General features: G+C 62.7%; 19 protein-coding genes. 8 read left to right on the top strand and 11 right to left on the bottom strand.

Features of this window, described 5'->3' with window-relative positions:
• Window positions 1-8: 8 nt before the first annotated feature.
• Window positions 9-1,064 carry a sugar phosphate isomerase/epimerase family protein gene (locus tag BPNPMPFG_RS16455; protein ID WP_258596560.1) on the bottom strand — a complete coding sequence of 352 codons (1,056 nt, stop codon included), beginning with the start codon at window positions 1,062-1,064 and terminating at the stop codon, window positions 9-11.
• A 414-nt stretch (window positions 1,065-1,478) separates the two neighbouring features.
• On the opposite strand from BPNPMPFG_RS16455, the gene BPNPMPFG_RS16460 reads away from it, so the two are divergent.
• From BPNPMPFG_RS16460 to BPNPMPFG_RS16480, 5 genes are all read left to right on the top strand, one after another.
• Window positions 1,479-2,366 carry a sugar phosphate isomerase/epimerase family protein gene (locus tag BPNPMPFG_RS16460; RefSeq protein ID WP_258596561.1) on the top strand — a complete coding sequence of 296 codons (888 nt, stop codon included), beginning with the start codon at window positions 1,479-1,481 and terminating at the stop codon, window positions 2,364-2,366.
• A gap of 61 nt (window positions 2,367-2,427) precedes the next feature.
• Window positions 2,428-3,597 (top strand): mandelate racemase/muconate lactonizing enzyme family protein, encoded by a 1,170-nt coding sequence (locus BPNPMPFG_RS16465; RefSeq protein WP_258596562.1) that lies wholly within the window; start codon window positions 2,428-2,430, stop codon window positions 3,595-3,597.
• 2 nt (window positions 3,598-3,599) lie between these two features.
• The gene (locus tag BPNPMPFG_RS16470; RefSeq protein WP_258596563.1) at window positions 3,600-4,316 is read left to right on the top strand and encodes a FadR/GntR family transcriptional regulator; all 717 of its coding nucleotides are present in this window, start codon (window positions 3,600-3,602) and stop codon (window positions 4,314-4,316) included.
• 5 nt (window positions 4,317-4,321) lie between these two features.
• Complete coding sequence (locus tag BPNPMPFG_RS16475; RefSeq protein ID WP_258596564.1) at window positions 4,322-5,302, top strand: hydroxyacid dehydrogenase; 981 nt, start codon at window positions 4,322-4,324, stop codon at window positions 5,300-5,302.
• 130 nt (window positions 5,303-5,432) lie between these two features.
• A complete protein-coding gene (locus BPNPMPFG_RS16480) occupies window positions 5,433-5,822 on the top strand; it encodes a hypothetical protein (RefSeq protein WP_258596565.1) in 390 nt (129 codons plus the stop codon).
• A 12-nt stretch (window positions 5,823-5,834) separates the two neighbouring features.
• Here the strand turns inward: BPNPMPFG_RS16480 and BPNPMPFG_RS16485 are convergent, their stop codons facing one another.
• Entirely contained in the window at window positions 5,835-7,133 is a 1,299-nt protein-coding gene (locus BPNPMPFG_RS16485; RefSeq protein WP_258596566.1) for an amidase, read from the bottom strand.
• 118 nt (window positions 7,134-7,251) lie between these two features.
• Between BPNPMPFG_RS16485 and BPNPMPFG_RS16490 the strand changes: the two genes are divergently transcribed.
• The gene (locus BPNPMPFG_RS16490) at window positions 7,252-7,599 is read left to right on the top strand and encodes a GFA family protein (protein WP_258596567.1); all 348 of its coding nucleotides are present in this window, start codon (window positions 7,252-7,254) and stop codon (window positions 7,597-7,599) included.
• A 146-nt stretch (window positions 7,600-7,745) separates the two neighbouring features.
• Here BPNPMPFG_RS16490 and BPNPMPFG_RS16495 read toward each other — a convergent pair whose 3' ends face one another.
• Entirely contained in the window at window positions 7,746-8,960 is a 1,215-nt protein-coding gene (locus tag BPNPMPFG_RS16495) for an MFS transporter (protein ID WP_258596568.1), read from the bottom strand.
• A 184-nt stretch (window positions 8,961-9,144) separates the two neighbouring features.
• Here BPNPMPFG_RS16495 and BPNPMPFG_RS16500 point away from each other — a divergent pair, with 184 nt between their 5' ends.
• Complete coding sequence (locus BPNPMPFG_RS16500; protein ID WP_258596569.1) at window positions 9,145-10,131, top strand: AraC family transcriptional regulator; 987 nt, start codon at window positions 9,145-9,147, stop codon at window positions 10,129-10,131.
• A gap of 45 nt (window positions 10,132-10,176) precedes the next feature.
• Here BPNPMPFG_RS16500 and BPNPMPFG_RS16505 read toward each other — a convergent pair whose 3' ends face one another.
• The 8 genes from BPNPMPFG_RS16505 to BPNPMPFG_RS16540 form a co-directional block, all read right to left on the bottom strand.
• Window positions 10,177-10,635, bottom strand: coding sequence for a nuclear transport factor 2 family protein (locus BPNPMPFG_RS16505; RefSeq protein ID WP_258596570.1), 459 nt, complete (start codon window positions 10,633-10,635; stop codon window positions 10,177-10,179).
• A gap of 158 nt (window positions 10,636-10,793) precedes the next feature.
• On the bottom strand, window positions 10,794-11,897 hold the full coding sequence (locus BPNPMPFG_RS16510; protein WP_258596571.1) for an ABC transporter ATP-binding protein: 1,104 nt from the start codon (window positions 11,895-11,897) through the stop codon (window positions 10,794-10,796).
• On the bottom strand, window positions 11,897-13,000 hold the full coding sequence (locus BPNPMPFG_RS16515) for an ABC transporter ATP-binding protein (RefSeq protein ID WP_258596573.1): 1,104 nt from the start codon (window positions 12,998-13,000) through the stop codon (window positions 11,897-11,899). Before BPNPMPFG_RS16515 ends, BPNPMPFG_RS16510 begins: the two co-directional genes overlap by 1 nt.
• Window positions 12,997-13,218 carry a hypothetical protein gene (locus BPNPMPFG_RS16520; protein WP_258596575.1) on the bottom strand — a complete coding sequence of 74 codons (222 nt, stop codon included), beginning with the start codon at window positions 13,216-13,218 and terminating at the stop codon, window positions 12,997-12,999. Before BPNPMPFG_RS16520 ends, BPNPMPFG_RS16515 begins: the two co-directional genes overlap by 4 nt.
• The gene (locus BPNPMPFG_RS16525; protein ID WP_258596576.1) at window positions 13,215-14,171 is read right to left on the bottom strand and encodes a carbohydrate ABC transporter permease; all 957 of its coding nucleotides are present in this window, start codon (window positions 14,169-14,171) and stop codon (window positions 13,215-13,217) included. The genes BPNPMPFG_RS16520 and BPNPMPFG_RS16525 overlap by 4 nt, the downstream gene beginning before the upstream one ends.
• Window position 14,172: 1 nt before the next feature.
• Window positions 14,173-15,078: a carbohydrate ABC transporter permease gene (locus tag BPNPMPFG_RS16530; protein ID WP_258596783.1), complete on the bottom strand. Its 906-nt coding sequence runs from the start codon at window positions 15,076-15,078 to the stop codon at window positions 14,173-14,175.
• 74 nt (window positions 15,079-15,152) lie between these two features.
• Window positions 15,153-16,469, bottom strand: coding sequence for an ABC transporter substrate-binding protein (locus BPNPMPFG_RS16535; RefSeq protein ID WP_258596577.1), 1,317 nt, complete (start codon window positions 16,467-16,469; stop codon window positions 15,153-15,155).
• A 359-nt stretch (window positions 16,470-16,828) separates the two neighbouring features.
• Complete coding sequence (locus tag BPNPMPFG_RS16540; RefSeq protein WP_258596579.1) at window positions 16,829-17,524, bottom strand: TetR/AcrR family transcriptional regulator; 696 nt, start codon at window positions 17,522-17,524, stop codon at window positions 16,829-16,831.
• A gap of 286 nt (window positions 17,525-17,810) precedes the next feature.
• On the opposite strand from BPNPMPFG_RS16540, the gene BPNPMPFG_RS16545 reads away from it, so the two are divergent.
• Window positions 17,811-19,007: a Tm-1-like ATP-binding domain-containing protein gene (locus tag BPNPMPFG_RS16545; protein ID WP_258596580.1), complete on the top strand. Its 1,197-nt coding sequence runs from the start codon at window positions 17,811-17,813 to the stop codon at window positions 19,005-19,007.
• Window positions 19,008-19,014 lie beyond the last annotated feature (7 nt).

Here is a 19,014-nt window from a genome sequence, read left to right on the forward strand (position 1 = left end):
AAGCAGTGTTAAATTCCCATCATGCCGCGCAGCACTTTCTTGTCGGTGGCGCCGCCGGCGAAGTCGTCGAATGCCTTTTCCGTCACCCGGATGATGTGGTGCTGGATGAAGGGCGCGCCCTCCGCCGCGCCATCTTCGGGATGCTTCAGGCAGCATTCCCATTCCAGAACCGCCCAGGAATCATAGTTGTATTGCGTCAGCTTGGAAAAGATGCCGCCGAAATCCACCTGTCCGTCGCCGAGCGAGCGGAAGCGGCCGGCGCGGTTGGTCCAGCTCTGATAGCCGGAATAGACGCCTTGCCGGCCGGTCGGGTTGAACTCGGCGTCCTTGACGTGGAACGCCTTGATGCGCTCGTGATAGATGTCGATGAAGTCGAGATAATCGAGCTGCTGCAGGAGAAAGTGCGACGGGTCGTAATTGATGTTGCAGCGCTTGTGGCCGCCGACCGCGTCGAGTAACATCTCGAAGGTGGCGCCGTCGAACACATCCTCGCCGGGATGAATCTCGTAGCCGACATCGACGCCATTGTCCTCATAGACATCGAGGATCGGCTTCCAGCGCTTGCCGAGTTCGGAAAACGCTTCCTCGATCAACCCGGCCGGCCGCTGCGGCCAGGGATATAGGTAAGGGAAGGCTAACGCTCCGGAGAAGGTCACCGAGGCGTCCAGCCCGAGATTGCGCGACGCCTTGGCGCCGAACTTCATCTGTTCGACCGCCCATTTCTGCCGCGCCTTTGGATTGTTGTGCACCGAAGCCGGCGCAAAGCCGTCGAACTGCGCGTCATAGGCCGGATGCACCGCCACCAATTGCCCTTGCAGATGCGTCGACAGTTCGGTGATCTCGACGCCGGCATCGGCGCAGATGCCTTTCACCTCGTCGCAATAGGCCTTGGAAGAAGCCGCCTTCTTGAGATCGAACAACCGCGCATCCCAGGTCGGGATCTGGACGCCCTTGTAGCCGAGCCCGGCCACCCATTTGGTGATCGAGGCCAGTGAATTGAACGGCGCGGCGTCGCCCGCGAACTGCGCCAGAAACAGTCCAGGGCCCTTCATTGTCGTCGGCATCGGCATCCTCCCTCATTTTTCTCGCGACCGAGCATAGCGCCGATTGGAAGCAGGGCCAGCCACTTTGGTCTTTTTCACACCGCGCGATTGCGCGCGCCGTCATTCTGGTATTACCAAATATGGAAATTTGGTCAAGCCTCGCGATGCGCCATCCAGGCTCTCCAAGCACACGAAAGAGAGAGCTATATCTCAATATAATCAATGGTGTAACTTACACAAAAAGTTGCATTGCCGCGCTTCTTGCCGTCCAGAAGAATTTGCTGTAGACCTCGCTTAAGGCCCAATTGGTCGAACCAGTTTGCAGGAAAAGGCTGGGGATGCCTTGGGGGGGGACCTTTGCGTCGCCTTTTGGCGATGCAAGTCGCAGGCGAGCCATAAGGCGAACCACAAAGACGAATTTGGGAAGGACAGACCATGCATCTTTCGACGCACAACTGGATGCGCGCGGAGCCGTTGGAGACGACGCTCAAGCGCATCAAGAAATTCGGCTATGAGTCGATCGAGATTTCCGGCGAGCCCGAGCAGTACAAGACCAAGGAGACGCGGGCCTTGCTGAAGGAGCATGGCATCCGCTGCTGGGGCGCGGTGACGCTGATGTTGGGCGAGCGCAACCTCGCCGCCAAGAACCAGGGCCAGCGCGAGCGCTCCGTGCAGTATGTCAAGGACGTGCTGACCATGGTCAGCGAACTCGATGGCGAGATCATCACGCTGGTTCCGGCAACCGTCGGCAAGGTGGTGCCCGACGGCACCGAGGAAGAGGAATGGAAGTGGGTTGTCGACGCCACCCGCGAATGCTTCACCCACGCCAAGAAAGTCGGCGTCAAGATCGCCGTCGAGCCGCTCAATCGCTTCGAAACCTATCTGTTCAATCGCGGCGCCCAGGCGCTGGCACTGGCTGACGCGGTCAGCCCCGAATGCGGCGTCTGCCTCGACGCCTATCACATCCACATGGAGGAATTTAACGTCCACGACGCGATCCGCCAGATCGGCAAGCGGCTGTTCGACTTCCATGTCGCCGACAACAACCGCTTTGCCGCCGGCCTTGGCCAGATCGACTGGCCGAGGATCGTCGCGACGCTGAAGGAGGTCGGCTACGACGGCGCGCTGACCAACGAGTTCGTCGCCCCGGTCGACCGCACGCCGGCCGCACCCTACCCCGACATGGTCGAGCGCCACCCGGTCGACATCTCGCCCGAGCAGCTGAAGTTCATCCAGGATCACGGCTCCAGCGTGCTGACGGAGAAATTTTACACCGACCAGATGCGCATCACCGCCGAAACGCTGTTGCCGCTGATCAAGTAGTCGACTGCCTGTTGGGAAATTTGCCCTTCCGCCCTGACCGGCGGCAGGGCCGGGGATTAATATGCGCATCAAGACGGTCCAAGCCTGGTGGGTCCGCGTTCCGATCGAAGCCGCACGGCAGCACCGCAGCGACTTCGGCCAGGTGACGACCTTTGACGCCGCCATCCTGCGCATCGAGACCGATGACGGGTTGGTCGGCTGGGGCGAGGGCAAGAACGCCGCCGGCAGCGCCGGCAGCTATGGCGCGCTTGTCCATATGCTGAACCATGAGGTCGGCCCGCAATTGATCGGTCGCGATCCGGCCGATATCGGTGTCATCTGGGAGATGCTCTACAACGGCGTGCGCCATGACAGCGCCGCCCGCGCCGGCCACGCCATGCCGCAACTGGCGCGGCGCGGCGTGAGCATAGCCGCCATCAGCGCCGTCGACATCGCGCTCTGGGATATTTTGGGCAAATCGCTTGGCGTTCCTGTCTGGCGGCTCCTCGGCGGCCGCAAGCTCGACCGCATGCCGGCCTACGCGTCCGGCGGCTGGGCGTCCGCCGACGCCATCGGCGAGCAGTTGAAGTCCTATATCGCCAGAGGCGGCTTCAAGGCGCTGAAGATGCGCGTCGGCGCCATGGATGGCGCAGCCCACGTTTCCGCCGCCCGCGTCCGTGCCGCACGGCAAGCGCTCGGCCCCGATGTCGAATTGATGGTCGACGCCCACGGCACCTACACGGTGGCCGAAGCCAAGCGCTTCATCCACCTCGTCGGCGATCTGGATCTCGCCTGGTTCGAGGAGCCTGTTATCGCCGATGACAAACCGGGGATGGCCGAAGTGAGGGCATCAGGCGCCGTCCCGATCGCGACCGGCGAAAGCGAAGCGACGCGCTACGCTTTCCGCGATCTCGCCGTGCTCAAGGCAGCCGACATCTTCCAGCCGGATCCGGCCTTCTGCGGCGGCATCAGCGAGGCGATGAAAATCGGCACCATTGCCAGCGCCTTCAATCTGCGTTTTGCGCCGCATCTGTGGGCCGGCGCTCCCTGCTTCTTCGCCGGGCTGCATGTCTGCGCCGCCTCGCCATCGAGTTTCACCGTCGAATATTCGCTCGGCGCCAACCCGATGATCCATGATCTGATCGAAGAGACTGTCGAAGCAAAGGACGGTATGATAGCGATCCCGGAAAGACCGGGTCTGGGATTCACCATTTCGGAGCGGTTTCTGGAGGCGCACGCGCAACGCGATTGACGATGAAAGAAAAGAACCTTCTCGCGGAACTCGCCGCCTATCTCTTCTCCCATTCGGACAAGGAGACCGGCCGAACGCCGTCGGAACGTGAACTGGCGGAGCATTTCGGCGTCAGCCGCGGCCAGATCCGCGAGGCGCTCGCCATCCTCGAAGCCATGCGCATCGTCGAGCGCCGGGCCAAGTCCGGCATCTACATCGACACCAAGCAGGCCAGCGTCGAGGCAATGGCCCTGTTCGCGCGCGCCGGCCTGCCGCTCGATCCGATCCAGATCTATGAGACGGTCGAACTGCGCAAGATCCATGAGATCAAGGCGGCCGAACTTGCCTGTTCGCGCGCCACCGAGGAGAATTTCGAGCGCCTGCGCGAAATCCTGAAGGCGTCGGAAGACCGCATCGCGGCTGGCGAAGGCCTGGCCAAGGAGGATCGCGAATTCCACCTCGAGATCGTGCGCGCGACCAAGAACAGCGTCTTCCACAATGTCTGCAGCGTCTACTACATGATGGGCGAACAGCGCCTGCCGATCTATTTCAACGACCCCGAGCGCAGCGTGCGCTCGCATGCCGACCACATCCAGATCTATGAAGCGCTGCTGCGCCGCGACGGCAATCTCGCCCAGGCGCTGATGAGCGCTCATCTGCAGGGCGCGGAGAGCTACTGGAAGGGCCTGATCGAGGGCCGCGGCCAGGAACCCCAAAGCCCGGCGCTTGAAAGAGCCTGACCGAGATGGCCCGCATCCTCACCACGCATCCCCTGCACCCGCGCGCCTCGACCATGCTGGCCGGCGCCGGCGAACTCGTCGTCGCCTCCGCCATCGATCCGGGCATGCTGGCCGCCGAGGCGAGAAACGCCGACATCGTCATCGTACGCGCGCCACTGCCGCCGCAGCTTTTCGAGGGTGCCGCGAAGTTGAGGGCAGCGATCCGCCATGGCGCCGGGCTCGACATGATCCCGATGGAAGCAGCATTCGCCGCCGGCGTGCTGGTGGCGAATGTCCCGGCGGTCAATGCCCGCTCGGTTGCCGAACACGTCATGTTCGCGGCTCTTGCCCTGCTTCGCCGCTTCCGGGTCGTCGACCGTGACTTGCGGGCGAAAGGCTGGCTCGCCGGCCGCGAGCACGCCAACGCCAACAGCGAGCTTGCCGGCAAGACGATCGGCATTGTCGGCCTTGGCGCCGTTGGCCAGGCGGTCGGCCATATCGCCGCATACGGCTTCGACCTGAAGGTAGTGGCAACGACACGCAGCATGCAGCCGGCGCCGGACAAGGTCGGCTTCCTGTCGATCGACGCGCTGGTCGAACAGAGCGACATCATCGTTCTGTGCTGCCCGCTGACGCCGGAGACGCGCGGCCTGATCAACCGCGAGAGGATCGCCCGCATGAAGCCGCATGCGCTGCTGATCAACGTGTCGCGCGGACCGGTCATTGATGACGACGCCCTGATCGAGGCTTTGCGCAAACGCCGTATCGGCGGTGCCGCGCTCGACGTGTTTTCAACGCAGCCGCTGCCGCCAAATCACCCCTATTTCAGCTTCGACAATGTCGTCATCACCCCGCATATGGCTGGGATCACCGAGGAATCGATGATGCGCATGGGCGTCGGTGCGGCGGGGGAAGCGTTGCTGGTGCTGGCCAACAAACTGCCGGTCAACCTGCGCAATCCAGAAGTGATCGATCACTACCGGCGGCGATTTCCGGCCGGCATCTAGAGCAATTCCAGGAGAAGTGTGACACGGTTTTCCCGGGAAAAGCGCGTAGCGCTTTCCCTAGCGGAATTGCGTCAAAAACAAAGAGATAGCGCATCGCGGTTTCGCCCCAATTCTCCGCGACGCTGAACCCATGTCCGATCTTCGCCTCGCATTTCTAACCACTATCGCCGCGTCGATCTGTGCCATGCCGGCTTTTGCCGCGGCCGAGAGCAGCTATGTCTATTGCGACAACGGGCTGCGTTGCTTCAAACAGCCTTGCTCGTCGAACAGCGCGCTCGACCTCGCCACCGGCACGATCATCACGGGCGTGTCGATCGACAGCAGCGGATTGCCGCAGGCCGACAAGGCGATAACCGATCTTTCAGACGCGCTTTATGCCGGAAAGATCGTTGTCAGGGGATCGATCGAGCACCGCACCCAGACCATCACCGGCAAGGACTACAGCCTGCAGTGGCTCATCGCGACCCGCATCGTGCGCACCGCCAAGGACAGCGAACGCAAGCACTGTTCGTCCCACTGATAGTCACAGGGGTCACGGACCAAGCAGCCGCTCTACTTCAGCCGCGATCCGCAGCAGATGGTGGTCATGGCCATTGCGCGCCACCAGCATCAATCCTGCCGGCCGCACCATGCCCGGCATCGGCAGCGAGATCGCACAAAGGTCGAACTGGTTGGCGACCTGCGTGTTGCGCAGCAGCAGGCCCTCGATGCGATCACGCAACTCGGCATCTTCTGCCATCGAAACGGTGGTCGGCGCCGTTACCGGCGTGGTCGGCAGGGCCAGCACATCGACCGATGCCAGCCGCTCGTCCATGGCGGCGGCGAGCGCGGCGCGACGGCGCATTGCCCTGATGTAGACCGGGGTCGGCAGCATTGCTGCCCGCGACAAGGGTCCGCTGACGTGTGGGTCGACCGGCACCGGTGCCCCTGTCGCCAGCCAGTCTGCATGGATTTCGGCCCCTTCCATTGCCGCGATCGAACCACGCTTGGTGGCCGAACGCATGTCGGCGAGCAAATCGTCTATCGACAGATCCGCGACCCCCGCGCCTGCCAGTTTGGCCTTGCCGAGACAGTGCTCGAACGCTGCCGCGACCTCGCCTTCTGTGTCTCCGAATAGAACACCCTGCGGGATGCCTATGCGAACCCCTGCAAGGGCAATCGGCGCCAGCGCGGTCGGCTCCTCGCTGGCCGTCACGGCATCGGCGGCGGCGCACTGGGCAACGGTTCGGGCAAGCGGACCGATCGAGTCCAGTGTGCCTGACAACGGGAAAGCACCGGTCAGCGGCACGCGCCGCGCGGTCGGCTTGAAGCCGACAACGCCGTTGAGCGATGCCGGAATGCGTATCGAACCTCCGGTATCGGAACCGATCGATATTTCGCTCGTCCCCTCGCCCACTGATACGCCTGCACCCGAAGACGAGCCGCCCGGGATGCGGCTGGCATCGATCGCATTGCCGGGCGTGCCATAATGCTGGTTGTCGCCGATCGCGGTGAAGGCGAATTCGGTCATGTTGGTCTTGCCGATGATGACCGCGCCGGCCTGCCGCAACCGGTGGACAATGGCGGCGTCGCGTGTTGCCGGTGCGGCGTTCCTGAGCATAAGCGAGCCGGCCGTGGTCGGCTCCCCGGCGACATCGAACAGATCCTTGATCGAGACAATGGTGCCGTCGAGCGGTCCCAGCGTCACGCCTGCCCGCTTGCGGGCATCGCTGGCGTCAGCCGCGGCCCGCGCGGCCTCGGTATAAAGCTTGGTGAACACGCGCTCGTCACCGGCGCGGGCGGCGATGCGCGCAAGGATGTTTTTTTCCAGATGATCGCGGACTGACTGCATTTCGGTGTCGGACTCCGGACGCCTTGAACGTCTTAAGGGGTAGTGGCCAGCGATGGCTTGCCGAGACTTAACCCGGCGCAGGCGGTTTTGCACCCTGTCGACTGCGAGGAAGAACGCGATGCTCTACACAGGCAGCTGTCACTGCGGCAAGGTCGCCTTCGAATTCGAAGCCGAGCTGACTGGCTCCGTACGGTGCAATTGCTCGATCTGCTCGCGCAAGGGCGCCCTGTTGTGCGCCATCCCGCACGAAACCTTGCAGGTTCTGGCCTGGGGCGATGATCTCGGAACCTACACATTCGGCAACCATGCCATCGCGCACCGCTTCTGCCGCAGCTGCGGAATCCATCCTTTCGCGGAAGACGTCCGCGAAGGCGGTGAACGCAGCGCCTACATCAATCTCCACTGTGTCGTCGATCTCGATCCTTCCACCTTGCCGGTCTTCAACTTCGACGGGCGTTCAGCCTGAGTCCGTCGCCAGCCCATCGCATCGGCTGCATTGACAAGGTTCGTTTGTCGCTGCCATCACGACGGCATCGGCCCGAAAACCGTGATGGTTCTCGGGCCGGGGCATGGCGTCTGGGATTGCTTGTTTGTGTCAGCCGATGGAAGAGGCTACTCGGCCTGCTTCGGGCCGCGCAGGAACACCACGATGGCCGCCAGCAATGTCGCCGTGCCGCAATAGGCGAAGGCGCTGGCCACGCCGGCATGATCGACCAGCAGGCCGCCAAAGACGGCGCCCAGCGCAATCGCCACCTGGAACGTCGCAACCATCAGCCCGCCGGCGCTTTCGGCTTGATCCGGTGCTGCCCGCACCAGCCAGCTCTGCAACCCAACCGGCACCGCGCCAAAGGCAAAGCCCCAGACCGCAACCGCAGTGGCGGCGATCATCGGCGAGGCGCCGAAGACCAGCATCGAGGCGGCCGCCAGCGCGATCAACAAGGGCGCCAGCGCGACGGCTGCCTTGAGGTTGCGTTCGGCCAGTATGCCGCCAACGACATTGCCGAAGAAGCCGCCTATGCCATAGGCCAGCAGCACCAGCGAGATCGTTTCGATGTCGAGCACCGGGACCTTCTCGAGGAAGGGGCGGACATAGGTGAAGCCGGCAAAGTGTCCCGATGCGACCAGCAGCACGACGAGCAGCGATATCCTGATCATCGGTCGCTCCAGCACATCGAGCAGCGTGCGGAAGCTCGCCACACCGACAGGCGGCAACTTCGGAATGGTGGCCACCTGCACCAGCAGCGCCAGTGCGGCGACGACTGTCGCGATCATGAACGCCGTGCGCCAGCCCCAGACGTCGCCGACATAGGCGCCGACAGGAGCGGCCGTGACGGTGGCCAGTGAAACGCCGGTCAGGATGATCGACATGGCGCGCGGCATCAGGCGCATCGGAACCAACCGCAACGCCATGGCTGCCGACATCGCCCAGAAGCCACCCAGTGCGACGCCGAGCACGACGCGGGCAAGGAGAAGCACGGGGAGCGATGAGGCAAAGGTGGCCAGAAGGTTGGACAGAATCAGGAATATCGTCAGCATCCACATCACCAGCCTGCGGTCCATGCGCCTGGTGATGATGGCCATGGTGGGTGCGGCGATCGCCGCGACGATCGCGGTTGCCGTCACCGCTTGCCCCGCCACGCCCTCGCTGACGCCGAGATCGCGCGCCATCGGCGTCAGCAGGCTGGCCGGAAGGAACTCCGCCGTCACCAGGCCAAACACCCCAAGCGCAAGCGAGACCACGGCGCCCCATGCCGGTTCGGCTCGTTCATCGGAGTCCGCAGGGTTCAGAAGTGTGGCGTCGATGACGCCTGTCGCGGGTTCGGCCATGGTCAGTCTCCGATCTGTTTGCAGCGCCACATAGGGATTGACCGACTGCGGGCTCCACCCGTTACATGCCTTGCCGCCGCGGCTTGGCTATGTGGCCGGTCTCCGGTTTGTTTGCAGCGCAGCATTTGGCTGCAACGCAACATAGGGAGTGACCGCCTGGAGTTTCCATGCTAGAAACCCCATTATGTTTGACCATTCGTCCAAAATCCCGATCACAGGCGATCCGCTCACCGACATCTTGCGCGGCCTGCGTCTCGATGGCGTCGAGTATGGCCGCTGCGAAATGAAGGAGCCCTGGGGTATCCAGTTCCCGGCTCATCCCGGGGCGCGGTTTCATTTCATCGGCCGTAGAGGCTGCTGGCTGAAGCAGCCCTCGGGCGAATGGGTGGAACTGAATGCCGGGGATGCGGTGCTGTTGCCGCGCGGTGCCGCCCATGTCCTGGCCAGCGAACCCGGCGCCGAGGCCTGGCCGATTCACGGCTACGAGCTCGAAGAGGTCTGCAAGGACGTCTACTGCACGTCGAATGAAGAGATGTGCGGCAAGGACTGCCAGCCGGGAACGCTGCTGTTTTGCGCCAGCATGTACTTCAACCTCGATGGCCTGCATCCCCTGCTCGGCATGATGCCGGATGTGATGCGCACGCATGAACTGGAAGCCTATGAGCCGGGCATTCCGCATCTGCTGGACGCGATGGCGCGCGAAGTGACGATGGAGCGCGTCGGCTCGGGCGGCATTCTGGCGCGGCTTGCCGATGTGCTGGCCGCCACGGTCATCCGCTCATGGGTCGAACGTGGCTGCGGCGACTCATCCGGCTGGATCGCGGCGGTCAGGGACCGCGAGATCGGCCGGGTGCTGGCCGCCATCCACCTCGAGCCGCACCACGACTGGACGGTCGAGACGCTGGCCAGGATGATGGGCGCCTCGCGATCGGGATTTGCCGAGCGTTTCGCCACCATCGTTGGAGAAACGCCGGCAAAATATGTCACCCAGGTCAGAATGCACCAGGCAAGACAGTGGCTGGTTCGCGACCGGATGAAGATCTCCGTCGTTGCCGCGCGTCTCGGCTATGAATCGGATGCAGCCTTCAGCCGCGCCTTCAAGCGCGTCATCGGCTCGGCGCCTAGCCACCTGCGCGCCGAGGAACAGACCGATATCCGCCAGGCCAGCTGAGCCATGTCGGCCGGTGATTGCTAAGGGCCCGGCAGATGGCGCCGCTTATGGTTGCGAGTTGCGTGTCTCCGTCCAGTCGACCATCAATTTGCGTTCGGCAAAAAGCCAGGCGCCCTTCACCTTCATGAATTGGTCGAGATAGCGGATCGACGCCAGCATCAGCGTTCGCTTCTCACCCTTCACTGTCAGGTGATGCGCGATGCAGTAACTCTCCCCGCTCGCCCGGTCGCCGTCGAGGTGAATCGTGCTCTGGCCGTTGAAATGCGTGGTCGCCTGATACTGGTTCAGGTCGGCGAAAACAGGCGCGAGAGCGTCGCGGCCGTGAAGGACATAGGTCGGTTCGGCAGACCTGCTATCCATGAACACATGAAATACCGTGTCTTGCGCGAAGAGCGCCATTTGTCCCTTGGCGTCCCGTCGATCGGCGCAATGGGCATAGGCGTCTATCAGGTTCCGGATCGCGAGGCGGTCGGCCGCCTCTTCGGGCGTGATTGCATTGACCATGCGCTATCCCCTTGCCAGGCTGGCGGAACATCAAAGCAAGGAGAGCTATGGCGCATCGCTGGTGGCTTGTCGAGCACCCGGCCGCAACGGTATCCATCGTCAAGGACTCCACCCTCGGCGCCCTTGACGAGCGCGCTTTGGGCGGAGGGTAGCCGCGCTCAGCCCGCGTGCCTCAGGCTCACGCCGCTGCCCTTGTCGAACAGCACCACCTTGTCCGGGTTCCAGGCAAAGCGCACCGGCTGCTCGATGGCGACATCGGTCCTCGCCGGCACAGTGGCGCGCAGCATGGTGTCGCCGATGCGCAGCGTCAGGATCTTTTCGACGCCGTGGTTCTCGACGTCGTGGACACGCGCCTCGACCGGCGCGCCACTCTCGAGATAGACATCCTCGGGACGAATGCCGAAGACGAGCGGGCGACCATCGGTCGCCGCACTCGCCTTTAGCCCCCCAAAAGCCTTGGCTCCCCCTGAAAAAGGCAGTTCGAAGTTCAGCGGCGCCATCACCGCGCGGCCGTTCACGAGCGTGCCGTCGATGAGGTTCATCGGCGGCGAGCCGACGAAGCTCGCCACATAGGTATCGCGCGGATTGTTGTAGATTTCGTGCGGAGTGCCGGTCTGGACGATGCGGCCATGGTTGAGCACGCCGACCTTGTCGCCCATCGACATCGCTTCGATCTGGTCGTGGGTGACGAACAGGAAGGTGGCGCCGAGCTGTATCTGCAGGTTCTTGAGTTCCGTGCGCAGCGCCTCGCGCAGTTTGGCGTCGAGCGCCGACAGCGGCTCGTCCATCAGGAACACGCGCGGCTTGCGTACGATGGCGCGGCCGATCGAGACGCGCTGCATCTCGCCGCCTGACAGGCGATCGGTCTTGCGGTCGAGCAGGTGCTCGATCCTGAGCGTGCGGGCGGCGCGGTCGACACGGTCCTTGATCTCGGCATCGGGCAGCCGGCGGATCTTCGGCTTCAGCGGGAATTCGAGATTTTCCCGCACCGTGTAGCGCGGATAGAGCGAATATTGCTGCAGCACCAGCGCCACGTCGCGCTCGGCCGCACCCCAGTCGGCAACGTCGACCCCGTCGATGAAGACCTGGCCTTCGCTGGGCTTTTCCAGCCCTGCGATCAGCCGCAGAGCCGTCGTCTTGCCGGCGCCTGTCTCGCCGAGCAGCACAAAGAACTCGCCATCGGCGATGTCGAGATCGAGCCCGGTCAAGGCAGTGTGGTTGCCGAATGTCTTCGATATGTTTTTCAGCTGGATATGGGCCATCAGAGTCTCACATCAAGCGACTTGCCGCTTGCCTTGTCGAAGAAATGCGCCTGGGCCGGATCGATCCTGGCGAACACCTTCTCGCCGGGCCCTGCGACGAAGCCGCTCTTGGTGCGGGCGCGCAGCATCTTGGAGCCGACCTTGAGGTCGACGATGTCGAAAGAGCCGAGCGGCTCGACGATCTGCGTCTCGACCGGCAGGAACCCTTCGGCTGCGTCGCGGCGAATGAGGACGCCTTCCGGTCGGATGCCGAGCGCCAGCTGGCCGCCGGCATGGCCGTTGAGCTTCGACAGCAGCGTGCGCGGAAATTCGAAGCCGGCAGCAGCCCCGCCGACCGTCACCGAAACCGAGGAGGCCGTGTCGGTGACCGCCGCGTCGGCGACGTTCATCACCGGGCTGCCGACGAACTGCGCGACGAACAGATTGGCCGGGCGCGAATAGACCTCGTCCGGCGAGCCGACCTGCTGCAGCACGCCTTCATGCATGATGACGATGCGGTCGGCGAGACTCATCGCCTCGATCTGGTCATGCGTGACATAGATGGTGGTCGAGCCCTGCTTGATGTGCAGCCGCTTGATTTCGGCCCGCATCTCTTCGCGCAGCTTGGCGTCGAGCGCGCCGATCGGCTCGTCCATCAGCATCGCCTTCGGCCGCCGCACCAGCGCCCGACCGATGGCGACGCGCTGCATGTCGCCGCCCGAAAGCGCCGACGGCTTCTTGCCGAGCAGTTCGATGATCTGCAGTGTCTGGGCGACCGAGCGCACCTCGCTGTCGATCTCCGCCTTGCTCTTGCGCGTAGCGCGCAAGGGAAAGGCGATGTTCTCGTAGACGCTCATATGCGGGTAGAGCGAGAACGACTGGAAGACCATGGCGATGTCGCGGTCGGCGGCCTTCAGGTGCTGGATGGGTTTGCCGTCGATGAGGATGTCGCCCTCGTCGATCGTCTCCAGCCCCGCAATGGCGCGCAACGTTGTCGTCTTGCCGCAGCCCGACTGGCCAAGCAGCACGATGAACTCGTTGTCTGATATCTTGAGGTTGAGGTCCTTGATGACCTGGACGGCGCCGAAGAATTTCTGAACGCCGCGAAGCTCGATCTGGGTCAATGCTGTGCTCCCGGATTTCGCACCTGGCCGGTGCCAGCCTTCTCCTCTGGCGCGATCTTGGAGGTGATGTTGAAGCCGATCAGGCCGATCAGGATGATGGTCAGCCCGTATGTGTGCAGCAGCAGGTTCCAGGGCTGGCAGAGCGCGACGATGCCGAGCACCATCAGCACCTGGCTGCCGGGCTCCAGATATTTCTGGTTGATGGCGCGAAAGCTCATTTGCGGATCGCTCCGAAGGACATTCCGCGCAACAGATGATTGCGGAGCAGGAAGGTGAAGATGGCGACCGGCAGCAGGAACAGGAAGGTACCAGCAGCGATCACCGTCCAATCGGTAAGGCCTGAGCCGACCTGGCTGGGGATGAAGGGCGGCGCCGTCTGGGCGCGGCGGTTGGTCATGATCAGCGCGAAGGCATATTCGTTCCACGCGGTGATAAAGCAGAACACGGCGGTGGCGGCGATGCCGGTGGCGGCTTCCGGCAGCACGATCTTGAAGAAAGCCTGCATGCGCGTGTAGCCGTCGACGAGGGCTGCCTCCTCATACTCCTTGGGTATCTCGTCGATGAAGCCCTTCATCAACCAGACGGAGAAGGACAGGTTGAAGGCGGTGTAGAGGATGATCAGACCGATGTGCGTGTCATTCAGCCCGACAGCACGATACATCAGATACATCGGAATCGCGACCACCACCGGTGGTAACATACGCGTCGACAAGATGAAGAAGAGCAGGTCCGCTTCCCCCTTAACCTTGAAGCGGGAGAAACCGTAGGCCGTGAGCGTACCCATGCCGACGGCGAGCAGCGTGCTGCTGATGGCAATGATCAGGCTGTTCGCAAAACGATCGGGGTAGGGCGACAACTGCGGGCTGTCGCCGACTTTCAATATGCGCTCGCCGCCATCATAAACCGCCTTCTCCCACCACGGCGCCGCGGCGTAGGTCTCGGGGTCGACCGGCTTGGTCTGCTGCACCCGCTTGGTGAACAACTTGACGAACGGCGTCAGCTCCGGCTGGAACAGTACGGTCGGCGGCACTGTGGTGGCAAGCGCGCGTGGTTTGAAAGCGGTCGAGGCTATCCAATAGATCGGCGCGAGAAAGATAACCATCACGACCAGGACCGCGACAATGGCGATGCGGTTGAACGCTATCTCGCCGCTGGTGCGAACTGCGGCCATCTCAGCGCTCCTTCACCTTGTTGAGATACTTCACGTAGATGTTGGTTATGGCCAGCACCATGATTAGCACGATGTAGGCGAGCGCTGACGATCTGCCGGTATCCCATTGCTGGAAGGCGAGACGGTAAAGCTTGATCGCAATCAGCTCCGTCGTTGGCTGAACGCTCAGGACGTAGGCAAGATCGAACGTCTTGAAGGCCTCCATGGTTCGGAAAATGAGGGCAATCATCAGGATTGGCGCGACCAGCGGTAACGTGATGCGCGTGAAGGTGTACCAACTACCGGCCCGGTCGATTGCGGCAGCCTCGTAGAGATGTTTCGGCACTGCCGAGAGGCCGGCGAGCGAAAGCAGCATGACGAAGGGGGACCACATCCAGATATCGGTGATCGCCACGGCATAGAGGGCAGTGTCGGCATCCGACAGCAGGCCGAAACTGCGCAGGCCGAGGATATAGTTTATCGGCCCCCAGGACGGGCTGTAGAGGAGCTGCCAAAACAGCCCCACGACCGCCGCCGAGAGCATCATTGGCAACAACAGCAAGGTCGTGACCACCCCCTTGAAGGGGAAATCGCGATTGAGCAGGAGTGCGATCCCGAAGCCGATGATCATCTGTCCACCGACCGAGACGATCACATATTTGGCGGTGATGACAAAGTTGGTCCAAACGCGCTGATCGGCAAGCAGGTCGCGGTAGTTTTGCAGACCCACGAAACTCCACGGTACGTTGCGATTCGCCGCGAAGTCGGTGAACGAATACCCAAGCGAATAAATCAATGGGAAAATGTTGAAGACGATCAGAAACAGGACCGTCGGAATGATGAAAACATTGCGGATGGTGAGATCACTCCAGCCACGGGCGGCGGCCCGCGACTGCGGGTCCAGCGTATTCAGAACCGAAACTGCCAAAACTTCCTCCAGAAATCCCCTCAGAGCAGTTTCGAGAGAAGGCTGCCGCCTCCCCTCGAAACGAGCGCATGGGCCTAGTGAACCGGGCGGTTGTATTTCTTGAAGGTCGCGGTCCAATCCTTGATGACGCCGTTCATGGCCTCCTCGGCCGTCCCCTTGTTGTTGACGACGAAGGGATAGACGTTGTCGTTGAACTGGGTCAGCAACTCGGCATATTCCGGCGGTGTCCAGAAATCCCTTACGATCTTCATCGAGTCATAGAAGGCCTTGTTGTAAGGCGTCGCGTTCTGGAATTCCGCGGATTCGAGCACCGCCTTTGAACAGGTATAGCCGCCGAGTTTCGCCCACTTCAGCTGGGTCTCGTCCTTGACGAACCATTCGAGGAACTTCATCGCCTCGTCCTGTTTCTTGGAGTAGGAGACGACCGAAATGCCCTGCCCGCCCAGGGCGGCGACATGGACGCCTGTCGGGCCGGGGGGATTGGCAAAGAACCCCGTATCCGCGGCGTGCGGATTGGTGGCCGGGTTTGCGAGGGCGGGGAAGAAGGCGAAGAAATTCATGCTCATCGCCGCCAGCCCAGAGGTAATCGCCTGATTGTTCTCGAGGAAGAAGGATTTGTTCCAGCCGGGCGGGGTGAACTTGAAGAGGTCATGGTAGGCTTGCAGGCCGGCGATCGACTCCTTCGAATTCACGACGCCGTTGATTTTATAGGTGTCATACTCGCCGAGACTGCCGCCGTAGGCGAAGATCGTCTGCTCGGTTCCCATGGCGACCGCATCGTATGAATTGTCGGTATAGAGGGCGACGCCGTAGCGGTTCTTGTCGGGTCGAGTGAAGAACTCGGCAATGTCGTGAAGCGCCTTCTGGTCCTTCGGCACGCCAAGCTCGTAGCCGTATTTGGCCTTGAAGTTCGCTTTCTCGGTCGGATCCTCGAACCAGTCTTTGCGGTAGGACCAGCCGTTGACGTCGCCTTCGAGCGGAATCGCCCAGAACTTATTGCTCTTCAGCGGATACTCGCCATAGGCGAGCGTTGCAGGCAGGAAAACGTCCTTGAGTTTATGTTTGTTGAAGAAGTCCGTCAGATCAACCCAGTGCCCCTGTTCAGAGCCGACCCCAAGCCACTGGGAGTCACCGACGATCAGATCGTACGCATCGCCGTGAGCGTTCAGCTCAGCGAATGTCTTGGTCTGGAAATCGGGCCACGGCGTGGTCTCGATCGTAATCTTGACGCCGGTCTCGGCCGTATAGTCGTTGACGAGTTCCTGAAGATAATTGGCCGGATCCCATTCCGCCCAGAAGATGGTGAGTTCCTTGTCCTGCGCGTAGACGGACGTTCCGCAGGCGAGCGTTAAACCGATACCAGCAAGCAAGCTGGTCACAAACTTGCGCATAATGATTTCCTCCCTTGTGCGCATTCTACCGTGTCATGCGAGCCGGCAACGGGGCCGGCCCTGGTAGTTCCTCCCGTGATCGCACCTTTCCGGTTCCGGGCCTCCTCGCCCTGCCGGAAAATGGATCGCAGCCCTCACGTTCGATCCGCTTTTCTTCCCTGATCTGGTATTACCAATTTTGTGTCGGCGTCAAGCCCTTTCTTGGCAGTCCGGGGGAGTCATGCCTATCGGAATCCGGCTTTATCTGCCTGTTTTCCCATGATTTTCCTACTCAGTGATATGAGAGGCCGTTGTCCGGCATCCTTCACCGCTGCTAATATTGATAGTCGGTATGCAAATCTGGTCGAACCAGATGGCTTCTATTTCTGTGCCATCGTCGGGTCGAGGTTGCCGGCTCCGCCGGTCGATTCCGCGACCGCAGCGCGCACCAGCGCCGCGGCCGCCCATTGCGCGACCGACATCGTCCCGCGGCTGTCCAGGCCCCAAATATCCTTGAGCACGATCAGCACCTCGACGCCGAAGATCAGCGACAGCGCCTGCGCCAGCCGCTTGAACTCGCGCGGCGGCAAGCGGCCCTTGAGCGGCGCGATCGCCGCCTTCAACAAGTCGATGCGGTGGCCGCGCGTGAAGGCCGGCTCGCCGCCCAGCGTGCCAGCCTGGCGCCGCGCCCATTGATCGAGCGACAGCTTCAGCGCTGCCTTGAACGTCGCCTCGAAGGCCTCGATGCGCGGCAGGGCCGTGTCGAACAGGTCGGCGACCCGGCGCTCGGCATCGGCGGACGTCGATTGCCAGGTCAGGATTGGCCCCAGCCCCTCGTCGACGACAGCCTGCACCAATGCGGCCTGGCTCGGGAAATACCGATAGGCGGTGGCGCGGGAAACCTGTGCCGCCTCGGCGACCTCGCTGACCGAAGGCGTGACGCCCGCCTGCATCAGCCTCGTCGCCGTCTCCAGCATCAGTCGTTTCGTGCGCGCGCGCGGCCCACGCTCGACCACCGCGCCGCCTCCCCGTTCGGCGTCGTCACCCGCTGTGGATTGTTGACGTGAGACATCCATGTCAATACGATACGCGCGTCTCAAAAATTTGCAATGACCTCGTCTGCCATGGAGCGGTTACGCTGACACCCTACGGCGCCCCCCTCTGTCCTGCCGGACATCTCCCCCAAGAGGGGGGAGATTGGCTGCCCCCAACCTCGGCGCTTCTTCTGCAACGCTGGCGATTGGCGAAAGCAGAAATGAAATCCGATCTCCCCCCAAGTGGGGGAGATGTCCGCCAGGACAAAGGGGGGCGCCGTAGAGCACCAAGTCACGCCCTGCGCGGTGCCTGCTTTGAGCCACGCCAATGAAGCGCATCTATGTGGTGGGCACCGCTGACACCAAGGGCGAGGAACTCGCCTTCCTGGCCGATGCGATCGCGGCCACCGGTGCTATCGTTTGCCGCGTCGATGTCGGAACGCGCGGCGCAGCCTTCCCCGTCGACATCACCTCGAAGGAGGTGGTCAGCCATCACCCCGACGGTGGCGACGCGGTGCTCGGTGGCAATGACCGCGGCGCTGCTGTTGCCGCCATGGGCGTCGCCTTCGCCCGCTTTGCCCAATCGCGAAACGACATCGCCGCCATGATCGGCATTGGCGGCGGCGGCGGCACGTCGATCATCACGTCCGGCATGCGCGCGCTGCCGCTCGGCCTGCCGAAAATCATGGTCTCGACGCTGGCCTCCGGCGACACAGCACCTTATGTCGATGTCTCCGACATCGTCATGATGCCATCGGTGACCGACATGGCCGGGCTGAACCGGCTTTCCCGCGTCGTCCTGCACAATGCCGCCCAGGCGATATCGGGCATGGCAGCCAGGCCGGCACCGGCGCCCGACGGCAAGCCGTCGATCGGGCTGACCATGTTCGGCGTCACCACGCCTTGCGTGACCGCCATCGCCGACCAGCTTCGCTCGAGATATGACTGCATGGTCTTCCACGCCACCGGCACCGGTGGCCGCAGCATGGAAAAGCTGGCCGACAGCGGCCTGCTGTCGGGGATCATCGACATCACCACGACCGAAGTCTGCGACCTTCTGTTTGGCGGCGTGCTGCCGGCGACGAAGGATCGTTTCGGCGCGATCGCCCGCACCAGGCTGCCCTATGTCGGTTCGGTCGGCGCGCTCGACATGGTCAATTTCTGGGCGCCTTCGAGCATTCCGGACCGCTATCGCGGTCGGCTGTTCTATGAGCACAATCCGAACGTGACGCTGATGCGCACCACTGCTGACGAATGCCGCGCGATCGGTGAGTGGATCGGCGCCAGGCTCGCCCTCTGCGAGGGGCCGGTGCATGTCCTCATTCCGGAAAGAGGGGTCTCGGCGCTTGACATCGAAGGCGGCGCCTTCTTCGATCCCGAGGCCGACGCCGTTCTGTTCGAAGCCATCGAACGCACGATCAAGCCGAACGGCACGCGCCGCGTGACGCGCCTGCCGCTGCACATCAACGACCCCGAATTCGCCAAGGCCGCGATTGCGGCTTTTCTCGACATCGCCAGACAGTGAGAGATTG

The sequence above is a fragment of the Mesorhizobium sp. AR07 genome (assembly GCF_024746815.1).
Classification (GTDB): Bacteria; Pseudomonadota; Alphaproteobacteria; order Rhizobiales; family Rhizobiaceae; genus Mesorhizobium.

Excerpts from the sequence above, each read along its gene's own strand:
- BPNPMPFG_RS16540 (WP_258596579.1), bottom strand. The coding sequence starts at position 17,524 with ATGGATGTCTCACGTCAACAATCCACAGCGGGTGACGACGCCGAACGG.
- BPNPMPFG_RS16535 (WP_258596577.1), bottom strand. The coding sequence starts at position 16,469 with ATGCGCAAGTTTGTGACCAGCTTGCTTGCTGGTATCGGTTTAACGCTC.
- BPNPMPFG_RS16455 (WP_258596560.1), bottom strand. The coding sequence starts at position 1,064 with ATGCCGACGACAATGAAGGGCCCTGGACTGTTTCTGGCGCAGTTCGCG.
- BPNPMPFG_RS16480 (WP_258596565.1), top strand. The coding sequence starts at position 5,433 with ATGTCCGATCTTCGCCTCGCATTTCTAACCACTATCGCCGCGTCGATC.
- BPNPMPFG_RS16460 (WP_258596561.1), top strand. The coding sequence starts at position 1,479 with ATGCATCTTTCGACGCACAACTGGATGCGCGCGGAGCCGTTGGAGACG.
- BPNPMPFG_RS16490 (WP_258596567.1), top strand. The coding sequence starts at position 7,252 with ATGCTCTACACAGGCAGCTGTCACTGCGGCAAGGTCGCCTTCGAATTC.
- BPNPMPFG_RS16505 (WP_258596570.1), bottom strand. The coding sequence starts at position 10,635 with ATGGTCAATGCAATCACGCCCGAAGAGGCGGCCGACCGCCTCGCGATC.
- BPNPMPFG_RS16520 (WP_258596575.1), bottom strand. The coding sequence starts at position 13,218 with ATGAGCTTTCGCGCCATCAACCAGAAATATCTGGAGCCCGGCAGCCAG.
- BPNPMPFG_RS16545 (WP_258596580.1), top strand. The coding sequence starts at position 17,811 with ATGAAGCGCATCTATGTGGTGGGCACCGCTGACACCAAGGGCGAGGAA.
- BPNPMPFG_RS16485 (WP_258596566.1), bottom strand. The coding sequence starts at position 7,133 with ATGCAGTCAGTCCGCGATCATCTGGAAAAAAACATCCTTGCGCGCATC.
- BPNPMPFG_RS16465 (WP_258596562.1), top strand. The coding sequence starts at position 2,428 with ATGCGCATCAAGACGGTCCAAGCCTGGTGGGTCCGCGTTCCGATCGAA.
- BPNPMPFG_RS16525 (WP_258596576.1), bottom strand. The coding sequence starts at position 14,171 with ATGGCCGCAGTTCGCACCAGCGGCGAGATAGCGTTCAACCGCATCGCC.
- BPNPMPFG_RS16470 (WP_258596563.1), top strand. The coding sequence starts at position 3,600 with ATGAAAGAAAAGAACCTTCTCGCGGAACTCGCCGCCTATCTCTTCTCC.
- BPNPMPFG_RS16500 (WP_258596569.1), top strand. The coding sequence starts at position 9,145 with ATGTTTGACCATTCGTCCAAAATCCCGATCACAGGCGATCCGCTCACC.
- BPNPMPFG_RS16510 (WP_258596571.1), bottom strand. The coding sequence starts at position 11,897 with ATGGCCCATATCCAGCTGAAAAACATATCGAAGACATTCGGCAACCAC.
- BPNPMPFG_RS16475 (WP_258596564.1), top strand. The coding sequence starts at position 4,322 with ATGGCCCGCATCCTCACCACGCATCCCCTGCACCCGCGCGCCTCGACC.
- BPNPMPFG_RS16495 (WP_258596568.1), bottom strand. The coding sequence starts at position 8,960 with ATGGCCGAACCCGCGACAGGCGTCATCGACGCCACACTTCTGAACCCT.